The organism is Novosphingobium resinovorum, from assembly GCF_027922145.1.
Classification (GTDB): Bacteria; Pseudomonadota; Alphaproteobacteria; order Sphingomonadales; family Sphingomonadaceae; genus Novosphingobium; species Novosphingobium resinovorum.
In genome coordinates this window covers 220894-235969 of the sequence record NZ_BSFC01000021.1, presented here as the reverse complement: position 1 = coordinate 235969, position 15076 = coordinate 220894, and the positions used below count along the sequence as shown (strand labels likewise).

The 15076-nt window shown below is 67.1% G+C and carries 12 protein-coding genes; 7 read left to right on the top strand and 5 right to left on the bottom strand.

Annotated elements, in window-relative coordinates; all coding sequences use genetic code 11:
• Positions 1 to 80: 80 nt before the first annotated feature.
• From PKE80_RS13490 to PKE80_RS13480, 3 genes are read left to right on the top strand one after another with little or no spacing between them, the layout of a single operon-like run.
• On the top strand, positions 81 to 509 hold the full coding sequence (locus PKE80_RS13490; RefSeq protein WP_008829114.1) for a hypothetical protein: 429 nt from the start codon (positions 81 to 83) through the stop codon (positions 507 to 509).
• Complete coding sequence (locus PKE80_RS13485) at positions 506 to 898, top strand: hotdog family protein (protein WP_051586885.1); 393 nt, start codon at positions 506 to 508, stop codon at positions 896 to 898. Before PKE80_RS13490 ends, PKE80_RS13485 begins: the two co-directional genes overlap by 4 nt.
• Positions 864 to 2345 (top strand): class I adenylate-forming enzyme family protein, encoded by a 1482-nt coding sequence (locus PKE80_RS13480; RefSeq protein WP_271182911.1) that lies wholly within the window; start codon positions 864 to 866, stop codon positions 2343 to 2345. Before PKE80_RS13485 ends, PKE80_RS13480 begins: the two co-directional genes overlap by 35 nt.
• A gap of 710 nt (positions 2346 to 3055) precedes the next feature.
• Here the strand turns inward: PKE80_RS13480 and PKE80_RS13475 are convergent.
• From PKE80_RS13475 to PKE80_RS13460, 4 genes are read right to left on the bottom strand one after another with little or no spacing between them, the layout of a single operon-like run.
• Entirely contained in the window at positions 3056 to 3610 is a 555-nt protein-coding gene (locus tag PKE80_RS13475) for a nuclear transport factor 2 family protein (protein WP_271182910.1), read from the bottom strand.
• Positions 3611 to 3624: 14 nt separating this feature from the next.
• A complete protein-coding gene (locus PKE80_RS13470) occupies positions 3625 to 5229 on the bottom strand; it encodes a GMC family oxidoreductase (RefSeq protein ID WP_271182909.1) in 1605 nt (534 codons plus the stop codon).
• A complete protein-coding gene (locus PKE80_RS13465; protein ID WP_271182908.1) occupies positions 5230 to 6936 on the bottom strand; it encodes an FAD-dependent oxidoreductase in 1707 nt (568 codons plus the stop codon). It lies immediately after the preceding gene.
• Positions 6933 to 8321, bottom strand: a complete 1389-nt coding sequence (locus tag PKE80_RS13460) for an FAD-dependent oxidoreductase (RefSeq protein WP_271182907.1) — start codon at positions 8319 to 8321, stop codon at positions 6933 to 6935. The genes PKE80_RS13465 and PKE80_RS13460 overlap by 4 nt, the downstream gene beginning before the upstream one ends.
• Before the next feature lie 487 nt (positions 8322 to 8808).
• Here PKE80_RS13460 and PKE80_RS13455 point away from each other — a divergent pair, with 487 nt between their 5' ends.
• Both PKE80_RS13455 and PKE80_RS13450 read left to right on the top strand, forming a co-directional pair.
• Positions 8809 to 11244, top strand: a complete 2436-nt coding sequence (locus PKE80_RS13455) for a TonB-dependent receptor (protein WP_271182906.1) — start codon at positions 8809 to 8811, stop codon at positions 11242 to 11244.
• An 88-nt stretch (positions 11245 to 11332) separates the two neighbouring features.
• The gene (locus tag PKE80_RS13450) at positions 11333 to 12139 is read left to right on the top strand and encodes an SDR family oxidoreductase (protein WP_271182905.1); all 807 of its coding nucleotides are present in this window, start codon (positions 11333 to 11335) and stop codon (positions 12137 to 12139) included.
• Here the strand turns inward: PKE80_RS13450 and PKE80_RS13445 are convergent, their stop codons facing one another.
• A complete protein-coding gene (locus tag PKE80_RS13445) occupies positions 12140 to 12805 on the bottom strand; it encodes a TetR/AcrR family transcriptional regulator (RefSeq protein ID WP_271182904.1) in 666 nt (221 codons plus the stop codon). It lies immediately after the preceding gene.
• Positions 12806 to 12981: 176 nt separating this feature from the next.
• On the opposite strand from PKE80_RS13445, the gene PKE80_RS13440 reads away from it, so the two are divergent.
• Entirely contained in the window at positions 12982 to 13803 is an 822-nt protein-coding gene (locus PKE80_RS13440; protein ID WP_271182903.1) for a hypothetical protein, read from the top strand.
• 75 nt (positions 13804 to 13878) lie between these two features.
• Positions 13879 to 14844 (top strand): VOC family protein, encoded by a 966-nt coding sequence (locus PKE80_RS13435; protein ID WP_271182902.1) that lies wholly within the window; start codon positions 13879 to 13881, stop codon positions 14842 to 14844.
• Positions 14845 to 15076 lie beyond the last annotated feature (232 nt).

The window sequence follows — 15076 nt, the reverse complement described above, 5'->3', positions numbered from 1 at the left end:
CCCGAGGTCAGCTTTACGCCCAATCGCGCGACATGCAACACGTGGGCGCGGACTTACCAAGCAGCCATTCCGGGAGAGGCATGGACCATTTCGCGATACCGCCGGGGCGCTTCCTGCTGTCTGCCGGGCTCGACGATGCGATCCGGCGGTCCTGCGCTGCGCCGCAGCGCCGGGCCAAGGAGGCGCACCCCGTCTTCGCCTTCGTCGCGGCGCTGGGCGGCATGGGTGCGCGGGTGGGCGACGTGTGCCGTGCGCTCGGCCTCGCGTTCGACGAGGGGGCGGTGCTGGGTCGCTGCCGGATCGACTACGACGCGCCGCTGACGGTCGATACCGGGTACGACGTGGCCGCCCGCGTGGTCTCGCTGGAGCGCAAGGCAAGCCGCAGGTTCGGCGCGGCCGACCACCTGACCCTGGGCATGACGGTCAGCGCCGCCGGGCGGCCGCACGCGCGGGTCAGCCTCACCACGATCATGCCCGCGCCCGGACCGGCCGTGCAGGCACCCGCATGAGCGCGTGGGAACTTGGCGCCGTGCCCGCCGAGGCGATGGCGCTGTGGTGCGAGGCGCTGGGCGACGACAATGCGATCCACGTCGACCCCGCCGCGGCCGAGGCGCTGGGCTTCGGCCCGCGCACGGTCAATCCGGGGCCGACGAACCTCGCCTATCTGCTCAACATGGTGATGGAAGCGCGGCCCGACCGGGAGATATGCTCGATCGAGGCGGCGTTGCTGGGCAACGTGCTGGCGGGCGACGGCGTGCTGGCGCGCGGGACCTGGGACCAGGACACCTGCGACGCGGAACTTGTGGTCGCACCGGACAACGTCGTGCTCAGGGCAAGAATAGAAACGGACGGGAGAGACAGCGATGATGGAGAAGGCTTTCGCAGCCAGCGTCTATGACCTTGTCGCCATGCGCGCGCGGGCGACCCCCCAGGCGCTGGCGATCGTGCAGGGCGGGATGCGCCTCGGCTATGCCGAGGTGCTTGCCTGCGTCGATGCGGTGGCCGCCGATTTCGCCGCACGCGGGCTCGTGCGCGGGCAGCGCGTGGCGATCCTGTCGGAAAACCGCTTCGAGTACACCGCCGTCCAGCTTGCCTGCGCGAAGCTGGGGCTGATCGCGGCCTGCCTCAACTGGCGGCTCTCCGATGCCGAGATGCGCCACTGCGTCGAACTGGTGGACCCCTCGCTGCTGGTCGCCTCGTCCCGCCATCAGGTCCTCGGGGAGAAAGTGGCGAACGGTCGTCCCTTCGCCGCCATCGATCGTCTCGGCGCGGCGGGAGAGACCGCCAGCGTGGCCGAACCGGAAGACGGCCTGCTCATCATCTACACCAGCGGCACGACGGGGCTGCCCAAGGCCGCCGTGATCAGCCACCGCGCCGAAGTCGCGCGGATGTGCGCCATGCGGCTCGACATGGGCGTGGCGATGACTGACGCCTACGTCTCGTGGGCGCCGATGTTCCACATGGGCGGGACCGAGCACCTGCTGGCGACGCTGATGTGCGGCGGCACCGGGATCATCATCGACGGTTTCGACGCCGATGCGCTGGTCGATGCGCTTGAGGAATTTCCGATAGGCTGGCTAATGCTGGTGCCCGCGACGATCGAGCCGCTGCTCGAACGGCTCGAGGCGCGGGATGCCAGGGTGCGCGGGGTCAAGGCGGCGGGCTGCATGGCGGACCTCGTCCCCTCCGCCACGATCGCGGCGATCACCCGGGCATTGGGCGCGCCTTACCTCAACTCATTCGGTGCGACCGAGACGGGAATGCCGCCGCTATCGGCCGATCTGATCCCCGTCGGCACGATGCCTTCGGCTTTCCCCAAGCGGCTGAGCCTGCTGTGCGACTTGCGCCTGCTGGGTGCGGACGGCAACGAGGTGCCCGACGGCGCGACCGGCGAGGCCTGCGTGCGCGGGCCGACGCTGTTCAGCGGCTACTGGAATGCCGAGGCCACCAATGCCGAGTGCTTCGCCGGAGGCTGGTTCCACATGGGCGACCTGTTCCGCCGGACGCCTTCGGGCTACGATTTCGTCGGCCGCTCCAAGTACCTGATCAAGTCGGGCGGCGAGAACATCTACCCGGCCGAGATCGAGCGCGTGCTGTTCGCCGATGCGCGGGTCAACGATGCCATCGTCGTGCGCCGCCCGGACCCGCAATGGGGCGAAGTGCCGGTGGCGGTGATCGCGCGCAACGATCCCTCGCTCGACGAGCAGGTGGTGATGCAGATGTGCCGCGACGCGCTGGCCGGATACAAGCGGCCCAAGGCGGTACGCTTCATCGCGATGGAGGCGTTCCCCCGCAGCGCCAGCGGCAAGATCATCCGCGAGGAAGTGGAAGCGATGATCGGATGAGGCAGGTTGACATTTATCGCCAAATGGGTTATAAGCCCCAGCATCCGATCCGGCGATGATCACGCTGGAAAGGTGTATCGGGTCGGCGTCGTGGGCCGGGATGCGGTTTCAAGCCGCGATCGTGCAACCCACGCGTCCGTTCGAAGACCCGGACTGTCCCTGAGTTCCCGGAAAGCGTCATCCGCCCGCTCCTGCGACTTGACGCAGGGCACCGGATGTCCCCGCCGGACAACCATCGGCCGATAACGCTGCGAGCCCTAACGACGGCTACATGGGACAAGTCCGATGGAATACAGGTCGAGCCGGGCTGCACCGTGAGTTACCCGGCCGCTCGCCAGAGCTTCACGGAAAACAAAACCCTGCGTCCCAGCTTGGACGCTCCCGACGCCGACCCGATGTTCTCGGACTTGCGTTGATTTCCCCGGCGTAATGGCCCGCACTCGCCAGCGGGTATTGTCGTATCTGCAAACCCCAAGTTCGTCATTGCGAGCGCAGCGAAGCAATCCAGGGCGGTCTTGCGCGGCCCTGGATTGCTTCGCTGCGCTCGCAATGACGAGGTGGGTGCAAATTCCTCCCCGGCACGGGGAGGGGGACCACCCGCAGGGTGGTGGAGGGGCACCCTCGCGCGGGGCGCTTCCCTTCGATCTCACGCAAACCGCCTGTGCCCCTCCACCATGCTGCGCATGGTCCCCCTCCCCTCGGGGGAGGATTCAGCCCCTCCCGCGCGATTTCTCGTAGGCGATCCAGGTCGGCAGGCGCTCGGGGAAATCCGCCGGCATGGGCTCGGGATAGGCGTGGTTGCGCAAGGGCGTGGAGAGGATGTTCGGATAGTCCTCGATCGGCACGTAGTAGAGGAAGCCGATCGTCCGCTCGGCGAACTTCCAGCCCGCGTCGGTGTTGCGATACTTGTCGTCGTAGCGGATGGCGGTGACCATCATCCTGCCGCCGCGCCACAATTCCGCATGGCCGATCACACGGCCCGTCGCTTCTAGCGAGCCATCGCCGACGAAGTCGATCTGGACGTCGTGCATGAAGTGGTGCCCCGGCCCGAGCACGTCGAAGCGCCCGTCGTACTGCGTCATGATCGCATCGACGCCGGTGGCGTTCATCACCCCGTCCGCCGATTTCAGCACCGCATCGGGCGCGAAGAGGGCGCGGATGCCGTCGATGTCGCGGTCGTCGATGGTGAAGCAGTAGCGGGCGACGAGCTGGCGGATCTGCGATTCCGCTTCCAGCCGGGCGATGCGCTGTTCCAGTGTCGGCATGTCTCTCTCCTCTTTTATCGGGCGTCTTCCAGGATCATGTCGGCGCACTTCTCGCCGATCATGATCGAGGGGGCGTTGGTGTTGCCGGACGGCAGGCTCGGCATGATCGAGGCGTCGGCGACGCGAAGCCCGGCGATGCCGTGGACGCGCAGGCGCGGATCGACCACCGCGTCGGCGCTGACACCCATCCGGCACGAACCGACCGGGTGCAGGTTGGCGATGGCGGCGGCGCGCACGTAAGCCTCGATCTCCGCGTCGCTGCGGGCATCCGCGCCGGGCGATATCTCGCCCGCATTGTAGGGCGCGAGCGCGGGCTGGGCGGCCACGCCGCGCACCACCTTCACCGCCGCGATCATCGCATCCACGTCGATGCGGTCGGTCAGGAAGTTCTGGCGGATCACCGGGTCGGCCAGCGGGTCCGGCCCGCGCAGCCGCACCGTGCCGCTGGCGCGCGGGTTGAGGTGGACCGGGCTCATCGTGAAGCCGGGGAAGGGGTGGGCCTTCATGCCCGCCGCCGTGCGGCTCTGGACGGTCCAGATGTTGGTGTTGACCTGCAGGTTGGGCCGGTCCTGCCGCTCGTCGGTGCGGGTGAAGATGCCCGCATAGATGCCGTTGCTGGCGAGCGGCCCCTTGTTGAACAGGACGTAGTCGATCCCCGCCTTCAGCTTGCGCAGCGGGCTGTTGGCCAGTTCGTTGATGGTGATCGGCCGGGTGCAGCGGAACATCAGCGAGATGTAGAAATGGTCCATCAGGTTGGCACCGACGCCCGGCAGGTCGAGCACCGGCGCGATGCCGCTTTCGCGCAAGTGCGCGGCGGGGCCGATGCCGGAAAGCTGCAGAAGCTGCGGCGACCCGAAGGCGCCGCCGCAGACCACCACTTCCCGCCGCGCCCTGGCGGTGACCAGGCCCGCTTTGGTGCGGTACTCGATCCCGGTGGCGCGGCCCCCTTCGACGAGCACCCGGGTAGCATGGGCGTCGGTCTCAATCTTCAGGTTGGCCCGCCCCCGCGCCGGGGTGAGGTACGCCTGCGAGGTATTCCAGCGCCGGTTGTTGCGGGTGGTCGTCTGGAAGAAGCCGGTGCCTTCCTGCTCCGCGCCGTTGAAGTCCGGGTTGTAGGGAATGCCCGCCTCCTGCGCCGCCTCGACGATGGCGACGGCGATCTCGGAGCGGCCCGGCTGGTCGGACACCGTCAGCGGTCCGCCGACGCCGTGATAGGCATTGGGTCCGCGCTGCTGGTCCTCGGCCTTGCGGAAGTAGGGCAGGACGTCGGCGAAGCTCCAACCCTCGCATCCGCGCTGGCGCCAGTCGTCGTAGTCGCGCGCGTTGCCCCGGATATAGAGCATGCCGTTGATCGAACTGGTCCCGCCCAGCACCTTGCCGCGAGGCTGGTACATGCGGCGGCCGCCGAGTTCGGCCTCGGGCTCGCTCTCGAACATCCAGTTGACCTTGGGGTCGGCGAACAGCATCGGGTAGCCCATCGGCGGCCTGATCCAGAACGCCTTGTCCTCCGGCCCGGCCTCCAGCAGCAGCACCGAGTAACGCCCGTTCTCGCTGAGCCGCGCCGCGACGACGCAGCCCGCCGAGCCCGCGCCGCTGACGATGAAGTCGAACTCCTCCATTTACGCCGCCTGCCCCGCAAGGTGTCTGCCCGCGATATAGGCGAAGGTCATGGCAGGGCCGATCGTCGCCCCCGCGCCCGGATAGGCCCCGGCGAAGACGTTGGCCTGGTCGTTGCCCACTGCGTAGAGGCCCTGCACCGGCGCTCCTTCGCCGTCGAGGACGCGGGCGTGGCGGTCGGTCCTGAGCCCCGCGAACGTGCCGATGATCCCCGCCTCCATGCGGATGGCGCAGTACGGACCCTTGGTCAGCGGGCCGAGGCAGGTGTTGGGCCGGTGCTCCGGGTCGCCCTGATAGACGTCGTAGACCCGCCCGCCGCGTCCGAACTCGGGGTCCACTCCGGCCTCGGCATTGGCGTTGAAGGTCGCGACCGTGCGTTCCAGCGCGGCGGGGTCGATGCCGCATTGGGCGGCGAGTTCCTGCAGCGTCGCGGCGCGCTTGAGGTAGCCGCTGCGCAAGTGCTGCCCATGGGGAATGGGGAAGGGGCGGACCATGCCGATGCCCCATTTCTTCACCGCCGCCGCGTCGCCGATCAGCCAGCACCATGCGCTGGCGTCACCCTCGCTGGCGCGGGTCATCTGGGGGACGAGGTCGTGGTAGGCGCTGGACTCGTCCCCGAAGCGGCGGCCGTCGGGGCGCACGGCGATGAAGCCCGGCTTCTGCCGGTCGATCAGGTGCGGCCAGACGCCGGTGAAGTCCGTCGATCCCGGCAGGACGGAGACCGGCATCCACGGTGCTGCATGGGCGACGTTGCCGTTGAAGACGCCGCCGACGCTCTCGGCCAGGCGGATGCCGTCGCCGGTGTTGCCGGGGTTGGTCGGGTTGCGCTGCTCGCGGTTGTTGGCGGGCGCCGGGAAGGTCGCGGCGCGGCGCTCCGGGTCGTTGGGATAGCCCCCGCAGGCGAGGACGACACCCCGGCGCGCGGTGATCCGCACCCGGCCTTGCGGGGTGTCGATCTCGGCCCCGGTGACGCGCCCATCCGCGCGGGTCAGCCCGGCGACGGGGGAGGACAGCCAGATCGGCACGTCGAGGTCGAACAGCGTGCGCGCCAGCCGCGCCACCAGCGCCCGCCCGCGCACCACCTGCTGCCCCTCGCCATAGCGCAGCACATCGGCGAAGTGCCTGGCCAGTTTCTTCGAGACGAAGCCCAGCGCCTTGACCGATCGGCCAGCCTTCATGAACTGGATCATCTCCACGCCCGAACCCACGGCAAAACCGAGGAACAGCGTCTGCGGCAACTGCTGCTTGAGGTTCTTCAGGTGCGGCCCGAGTTCGCGCGCCTCGTAATCGACGGTGCCGATCGAGCGGACGATGGAGCTATGCGCGCTCTCCGAGTGATAGTCGGGATAGTCCATCCCGTAGAACCGGACGTGGCTGTTTTCTTCCAGAAAGCGCACCATGCGCGGCGCGGTGTCGAGGTAGGCTTCGACCCGGTCGGGCTCGATGTAGTTGCCGGTTTCCTCGACCAGATAGGCGCGGGCGCTCTCGATGTCGTCGCTCTGGCCGGTGGCGCGCTGCATGGCCGGGGAGTGGTGGTTGCCGGGTACCCACAGCACGCCGCCGGAGGTCGCGGTGGTGCCGCCGAAGACGGCTTCCTTCTCCACCACCAGCACGTCCAGCCCGGCGCGCCGCGCGGTGACGGCGGCGGTGAGACCCGCCGCGCCGGTCCCGGCGATGAGGACGTCGACGGTCCTGTCTCCCATGGTCATGCGTTCACCTTCTCTTTCGCGGCGTTGGCGCCGGCGATGCGGCCGAAGACGACCGCGTTGCCGATCGAGGCGCCGCCCGCCGCGTAGCATTGGCCGAACATGCCGCCGGTCGTCTCCCCGGCGGCGTAGAGGCCCGGCACCGGGCGATCGTCGGCGCCGAGCACGCGGGCTTCGGTGTCGATACGGATGCCGGTGCCCGTCCAGCAGATCACGGCCGGGCGGATATGCGCGGCGTAGAACGGCCCTTGCGCGACCGGCCGCAGCATCGCCGAGGGCTTGAAGTAGTCCTCGTCGTTCCCTATCTGTACCAGCGAATTGTAGCGCTCTGCCGTCGTCGCAAGACGGGCGGCGGGCACGCCGAGTTTCCCGGCAAGGTCCTCCAGCGTCGGTGCGCTGATCAGCGTTCCGGCCTCCACATGGTCCAGCAGCCGGTCCGCCGTCCAGTTGGGGGCAGGCCGGTATTTGGTGGTCTTCGAGGCGAGGCGCGATGCCTCGTCGAACACCGCGAAGCAGTCCCGTCCCGGCTGTTCGTCGAGGACGGCGGCGAGGACCGAATATTCTATCGTTTCGTCGATGAACCGGCGCCCGTCGCGGTTCACCATCATCAGCCAGCCGGGGAGGTAGCTTTCGAGGTCCTTGACGAAGCCCGGAGTGATCAGGAGCAGGCCGCGATTGGCCTTGCTCAACTGCCCCTCCACTTGCGCGGCAAGGCCGAGGCCATCGCCCCGGCAGGTAGGGGCGCCGATATACCAGTGGAGGTCGCCGTAACGCGAGGCATCGGGATAGAGTTGCGCCAGCATCTCGGGATTGGCGCCGAAGCCGCCGGTGGCGATCACCGTTGCGGCGCTGCGCACCGGCGCGCCGTCGGCGACGATGCCGCAGACCCGGCCGTTCTCGACCAGCAGGGTCTCGACGCGGGTATCGAGGACGGTATCGATGTTCCTGCCGGACAGGAAGCCTTCGAGGCCTTCGACGATGCCCGCGCCGCCGTCCGTCGCACGGTGGCCGCGCCGGACCTTGTCGACGCCCGAGGCGTAGAGGTTTTCGACGGTGAACCCGACGCCGATTTCGCGCAGCCACTCGAACGCCTCGGCCGAGCGTTCGCAAAGCGTGCGCACGAGGGCGGGCTCCAGCTTGTACTGGTTGAGCGTCATGTAATAGTGGAACATCGCCTCGGCCGTGTCGTCCTCCAGCCCGGCCTCGCGCTGGAGCGATGTGCCCGCCGCGTAGAACACGCCGCCGGACAAGGCGCTCGACCCGCCGGTGCGGTCGGCTGCCTCGACCATCAGGACGCTGGCGCCGCCCTGTGCTGCAAGCGCTGCGGCGCTGAGCCCCGCCGCCCCGGTGCCGATGACGATGACGTCGTAATCGAGAGCCTCACTCATCGCCGCTTCACTCCCGCGACGGGCGACACAACGGAAATCCTCTCAGCCATGACCGGCATCGGGCGCCTCTCCATCCATGATTGTCGTTGGGCCGCAGCGCCTCCGCACGAAGGCGGTCACGCTCGCGGCCGATGACCCGAAGCATGGCGAGCGACGAGTAATAAGTCTAGCTCAATTGTTGCTATCTAGCCGCACTTTGAATGCGGCCTACCGCTGAAACCCGCAGGTTTGGCGGGGTTGCGGGCTTGCGTGCGCCATAAAAAAGCAATCATGATCGACTTTTTTATTGTCACGGCGGATCATCCTGCGCATAAAGCCGGGCAGAAAAGAGGTTGGATCACCACGGCGACGAATCGCCGGGTGCTCCAGGGAACGGGATGAAGACTGGCTCCACCGCGCACTCCGGCATGTCCGGGGGCTGTGGTCATGCCTTCGATTTTCTAAATAAGTCATCCTTCGCAGCGAAGAGATGAACGGGGAGAAGAGAATGAAGGACCTACCGAACTTTCATCGCGCCTGCCTGCTCGCCGGGCTCATGGCGTCGGCTTCCGCGATCGGCCTCGCCAGCCCCGCGATGGCTCAGGACGCCGCCCCTCAGGCGGCTGCGGGCGGCCTCGAGGAAATCGTCGTCACCGCGCGCAAGCGTTCGGAATCGCTGCAGGACATTCCCGTCGCGGTGACCGCCTATTCGCCCGCGCAGATCGCCCGGCAGGACATCTCCAACATCGAGCGCATCGCGGCGACGACGCCGAACCTCACCGTAGGCCGCGCGACGACGGGTTCGGGCGCGCAGATCTCGCTGCGCGGCATCGGCACCCCGGCGAGCGCGCTGGGCATCGAATCCTCCACCGCGATCATCGTCGACGGCATCTATTACGCCAGCGGCCGCATCCTCAACGAAGGCTTCTTCGACCTGTCGCGGATCGAGGTGCTGAAAGGCCCGCAGGCGCTGTTCTTCGGCAAGAACGCGACGGCGGGCGTGATTTCGATCACCACCGCAGATCCCGGCTCCAGCTTCGAGGGCTCGACCCGCGTGGGCTACGAGTTCCGGGCGAAGCGGCCCTATATCGAGCAGATGATCTCCACGCCGCTCACCGAAACGCTCGGGCTGCGCGTGGCGCTGCGGGCATCGAAGATGTACGGGGGCTATTCGCGCAATTACGCCACGGCGCAGCCCTTCACCGTCACCGACCAGGCCGGCGGCCCGGTACAGAACCTGGTTGCGCCTCCGGGCGACCGCCGCGGTCCGAAGGAGAAGGAACTGGTCGGGCGCCTCACGCTCAAGTGGGAGCCGACCGACACCATCACCAACACCTTCAAGGTGTCCGCCAACGAGACGACCACCAACGACGGCGCCTGGAACAACATCGTGTTCTCCTGCGCCACCGGGTTCAGCACGCTGCAACCCGGCGTGCCCTGCAAGCGGGACTGGAAATACTACCACAACCAGATGCCGACCGAGATCGCCGCGAACTTCCCCTTCGCGCGCGCCGACGGCGAACTCTACACGAAGTACCGCTCCTGGCAGGCGACCAACAATCTGGAATGGAACCTGGGCGATGTGACGCTGACGTCGGCCACGAACTACCAGAACCAGAACAACCGCTGGCTGACCGACAGCGACTACCAGCAGCGCGCCGTGCAGATCTACGTCGGCTCGCGTGAGAAGTGGTGGGCGTTCTCAGAGGAACTGCGCGCGCAGACCAACTACGACGGCCCGGTCAACATGATGCTGGGCGTACTGTACCAGAAGACCAAACTGCAGTCCGACCAGTACGTCTATTCGGGCAACACGCGCGTCAGCACCCAGCGGCCGGAATGGGAATACGTCGCCTTCGGCAAGGATTCCTACACCAAGGGTGAGACGATCTCTCCCTTCGCGCAAGTCACCTGGAAGGTCGTGCCCGAGGTCGAACTCTCGTCGGGTATCCGTTACACGCATGAGACCAAGGACAGCTTCTTCGTCCACCCGGTCAATCGCCCCGGCCAGATCAACCGGCTGAACGACCCGATCTACAAGAACCAGACCTTCACCAACTGGAGCCCGGAAATCACCGCGTCGTACAAGCCCGCGCCGGGCGTCAACATCTATGGCGGCTTCAAGACCGGCTACAAGTCGGGCGGCTTCTCAAACCAGAGTTCCTATACCAACGCGTCGATCCCCGCCGATCTCGACTTCGAGCCGGAGAAGGCCAAGGGCTTCGAGGGCGGCGTGAAGACCACGCTGTTTAACAACCAGTTGCGCTTCGATGTGGCGCTCTACACGTATGAATATACCAACCTGCAGGTCGATTTCTTCGAAGCGCAGACGTTCCGCTACATCACCACGAACGCGGGTTCGGCGCGCACCAAGGGCGTCGAGATCTCGACCGAGTGGGCGCCGCATGCGCTTCCGGGCCTGACGATGCGCGGCGCGCTGAACTACAACAAGGCGCGCTACGTGGACTTCATCGCACCGTGCGTCACTGGCCAGACCCCGGCGCAGGGCTGCAATCCCACCACGAGCAGCCCTTACGGCGGCCTCTTCGTGCAGGATCTGAGCGGCAAGCCGACCGCCAACGCACCGCGCTGGACGGCGGCGCTGGGCACCAGCTACGAGGCAGACCTCAGCCCCGACATGTCGCTGACGCTCTCGGCCGATGCCCGCTATTCCAGCAGCTACAATGCATCGCCGTTCAACAACCCGATCGCGACGCAGCCCAAGTACGTGAACCTCGACGCGTCGCTGACGCTCAGTTCGAAGGCGGGCTGGGATCTGGCGGTCATCGGCAAGAACCTGACCAACCAGTTCGTCATCTCCGGCGCGCTGGATGCGCCGGGCACCGGCCGGGGCACCGGGACCGACGGGGGCGTGCTGGGCGACCAGCGCGGCTATGCCAACATCCCGCGCACGGTGCAGGTGCAGGTCACCTACCACTACTGATCGGGGGGAATTTTCCCCTCACACCTTGGCCGGTGTGCGATCCTCCAATCGCGCACCGGCCACTCCATATCGATAATAGAGGGCAACGATGCGGCTTGAAGGCAAGGTCACTGTGATAACCGGCGCGGCGAGCGGACTTGGCGAAGCGACCGCGCGCAGGTTCGCGCGCGAGGGCGCCGTGCTCGTGCTCGGCGACTTCAGGCATGATGCAGGTAAGTCGCTGGCCGAGAAGCTTTCCGCCGCTTTCGTCCCCTGCGACGTCACCCGCGAGGAGGACGTCGCCGCCCTCGTGGACAGGGCGATCGCATTGCATGGCCGGCTCGACTGCATGATCAACAATGCCGGGCAACTCGGCGCCGTAGGCAGGGTCGAGGAGATCGGGGCGGCCGCATGGCGCGATACCCTGGCTGTGCTGCTCGACAGCGTGTTCTACGGCATGAAGCATGCCGCGCGCGTCATGCGGCCGCAGTGCTCGGGCGCGATCCTCTCGACCTCGAGCGCGGCCGGCCTCGCGCCGCTGGGGCCGCATGCCTATACGGCGGCCAAGCATGCGGTGGTCGGGTTGACCCGGTCCGTCGCGGCGGAACTGGCGGCAGACAGCATCCGGGTCAACGCAGTGGTGCCCGGCAACGTACCGACCCGCATGACAGAGCTTGCCTATGGCGATGCGGAGACGATGCGAAAGGCGGCGGAGGCCCGCAATCCCCTGCGCCGCGTGGTCGAGGCGGACGAAATCGCCGGAGCCTTCGCCTATCTCGCCAGCGACGACGGCCTCAACGTGACCGGGCAGGTGCTTGCGGTCGATGCCGGGCTGGTCGATTGCCGGCTGGGCGCGGACTATTATGCCCGCACGCCGACCTACTTCTCCGCCGAGGGCGATCGCGGCCTCGCCTGATCAGCCCTTGGGCCGCAGGGTGCGGATCTTGTCTTCCAGCATCTTGAGAAGCGCCGGCACCATCACTTCGTCCAGCGCGCCGGTCATGAGGCCGGTCGCCATGCCCTCGATCAGCGTCTGGGATAGGGCCATGGCCTGTGCGAACTGCTCGGGCGCGGACTGCCATTCGGGGAAGAGGGCGATCGCTTCGGAATTGAAGCGTTCACGATATTCGACCTGGAGAGGCCGCATGATCTGGGCGAGATCGGCATCGGTGCGCGCCGCCATCGCCAGTTCCTGAAAGGCGACGAAGGCGGGCTTCTGTACCTGTTTCCAATAGGCGGTCACCATCGTCGTCGGTTCGTGCTCGGTGATTTCCGAGGAGCGGCGGAAGGCGCGCAGGCGCCGTTCGTGCAGTTCGACGATGGTGGCGCGGATCAGCGTCGCGCTGTTCTCGAAATGGTGGAGCATCGCCCCGCGTGACAGTCCGGCTTCGACCGCGACCAGCGGGGTCGTAGTGCCGGAATAGCCGACCTTGACGAGGCACTGGATCGTCGCCTCGATCAGCCTTCCCCGCGTCTGCGCGCTCTTGAGCGACTGGCGGGTCGGAGTGCTTTCGCTCGTCTTGCCGTTGGGGGCGCGGGTGGAAGCGCGTTCGGGGCGCTTGCGGGCAGGACTGACGGCCAAACTGGGGGTTCCGTGTGCAATTGCGAAAAGGTTGCACTCCTCCTGCCTTGTCCGGGATGGATGGGGCAACAGGAAAGATGCACCATCGCATGCAATTTCCTGGCGGCCCGTTCCGACATGGTAGCGTAGCATGGCGGTCGTAAGCGCTTCGCCGATCCATCCCGGAGAACGCATACATGGTCCGACTACTGCCTGTCCTTCTCCTGCTCGCTTCCACGGCGTCGCTGGCGGATACCGTGCCGGAAGCGCCCCGGGCGGCCGCGCCCGTGGCGCTTCGGATGGCAGCACCGGAGGCGCATCAGGGCGCCGCATCGGACGGCGAATACGTCTATGCGATCGACAACGACCGCATCGGAAAATACCGTCTCTCCAATGCCGAGAAGGTCGACCAGTGGGAGGGCGAGCGCCGCCTGTTTCCCCACATGAACAGCTGCACGGTGGTCCAGACGAAGCTCTACTGCGCCGCCTCCAACTACCCGGCGGTGCCGCAGACCAGCGCCATCGAGATCTTCGACACCCGCCCGCTGCGCCATTCCGGCAGCGTCAGCCTCGGCTTCGGACCGGGATCGCTGACCGTGATCGACCGGCATGACGGCAAGTGGTGGGCGGTCTTCGCGAACTACGAAGGCAAGGGCGGCGAGCCGGGCCGCGACTATCGCTACACCGTGCTGGCGCGGATGGACGAGCAGTTCCGCATCGAGCAGACCTGGGCCTTCCCCGAGGAGGTTCTCGCCCGTATGGCCCCCAAGAGCTGCTCGGGGCTGAGCTGGGGCGCGGACGGGCTGATCTACGTAACCGGCCACGATCGCCCCGAACTCTACGCCCTGCGCCTGCCGGAAGCGGGCTCGCGCCTCGAACTGGTCGAGACCTTCGCCATCGCCACGCCGGGGCAGGCGATCGACTGGGACCCCAAGGCCAGGCGGCGCATCTGGTCGATCGCCCGCGACCGCAGGGAGATGGTCGCCAGCGACATTCCCGAGGTCGCTCCGAAGCGCTGAGGTTTCTTCGTCAGTCGGACACCGGCGCGCTGCTCGCGGGACAGCGGCGGCGGCTCACGAGCATCCTGTGGCATCATGATCATTCAGCCCATCCAGGAAGCCGTCGTCAGTACGTTCGACATCGACCGCCTTGCGGCGCCCTTGACGCAAGTATGCGGCTATGACCGCGTCGACTTGCCCGATGCTCCGCCTTCGCAGTTCGCGGCATGGCATGTTCCGCAGCAGTGCACGCGGATCGAACAGGCGCTGTTCGTGCCGCAGGACACCGTATCCGGGCGCGGCGCGCTCAGGCTGGTGCGCTTCCACGGGGTGGAGCAGAAGGTCATGCGTTCCAGCCAGCGGACCTGGGACACCGGCGGCATCTTCGACGTCGATATGTTCTCGGCCGACGTCGATAAGGTCTATCGCGGACTGCAGCGCCACGGCTGGACGGCGTTCGGTGAGCCGGTGGACTACAGCGAGGCGCACTTCTCGGTCCGGCAGGTCGTGGCGATCGGCCCGGACGGATTGAACCTTGCGGTGATCCAGCGCTACTCGCCCGAAGTGCCGGGGCTCGATCCTTCGGGCAGGCTTTCGCCGGTGTTCAATTCGACGCAGATGGTGGCGGATATCGAAGGTGCCATCGCGTTCTACGTGGACGTGCTGGGCTGGCACAAGGACCTAGACTTCATGGTCGAGGGCGTGGCCGAGCCGGGTGCCGATGTGCTCGGCCTGCCGCTGCCCGCCGCGATCGGGGCGCAGCGCCGGGTGGTGATCTTCAACCCGCCGGGGCCGTCGGTAGGCGGAGTCGAGTTGATCCACAACGCCGCGATGTACGGCCGCCGCTGCGACGCCGACTGCGCGGCGCCCAATGTCGGCATCCTGTGCCTGCGCTTTGAGGTGGACGATGCCCATGCCTATGCCGCCGCGATCGCCGGCCGGGGCGGGTCACTCCATATCGAACCGGCGGCGTTCGTGATCGCGCCTTACGGGACCGTCACGCTGTTCGCGGTCCGCTCGCCCGAAGGCGCGATCGTCGAGTTCTTCAGCCCCGGCGGATGAAACGAGGCCTGCACGGAAGCGATGCGCCGAAGCTCGCGTCAATTGATCTTATAAATATGAATTTCTATACGGTGATGCATCGATAAACTCCGATGGCCATGATTCGGGCCATGTCGCTGCGTCATGAGCAGTCGTCTCGATTGCCACTGCCAAGCGGCCGGGCGAAGATGCGATCTCGGCCGGGGACGTGGTTCAGGCGATGGCCACCGGGTTCGGTGCAGGAGCGGTTTCT

Coding starts and splice junctions, on each gene's coding strand:
- PKE80_RS13490 (WP_008829114.1), top strand. CDS start 81: ATGGACCATTTCGCGATACCGCCGGGGCGCTTCCTGCTGTCTGCCGGG.
- PKE80_RS13485 (WP_051586885.1), top strand. CDS start 506: ATGAGCGCGTGGGAACTTGGCGCCGTGCCCGCCGAGGCGATGGCGCTG.
- PKE80_RS13480 (WP_271182911.1), top strand. CDS start 864: ATGATGGAGAAGGCTTTCGCAGCCAGCGTCTATGACCTTGTCGCCATG.
- PKE80_RS13475 (WP_271182910.1), bottom strand. CDS start 3,610: ATGCCGACACTGGAACAGCGCATCGCCCGGCTGGAAGCGGAATCGCAG.
- PKE80_RS13470 (WP_271182909.1), bottom strand. CDS start 5,229: ATGGAGGAGTTCGACTTCATCGTCAGCGGCGCGGGCTCGGCGGGCTGC.
- PKE80_RS13465 (WP_271182908.1), bottom strand. CDS start 6,936: ATGACCATGGGAGACAGGACCGTCGACGTCCTCATCGCCGGGACCGGC.
- PKE80_RS13460 (WP_271182907.1), bottom strand. CDS start 8,321: ATGAGTGAGGCTCTCGATTACGACGTCATCGTCATCGGCACCGGGGCG.
- PKE80_RS13455 (WP_271182906.1), top strand. CDS start 8,809: ATGAAGGACCTACCGAACTTTCATCGCGCCTGCCTGCTCGCCGGGCTC.
- PKE80_RS13450 (WP_271182905.1), top strand. CDS start 11,333: ATGCGGCTTGAAGGCAAGGTCACTGTGATAACCGGCGCGGCGAGCGGA.
- PKE80_RS13440 (WP_271182903.1), top strand. CDS start 12,982: ATGGTCCGACTACTGCCTGTCCTTCTCCTGCTCGCTTCCACGGCGTCG.
- PKE80_RS13435 (WP_271182902.1), top strand. CDS start 13,879: ATGATCATTCAGCCCATCCAGGAAGCCGTCGTCAGTACGTTCGACATC.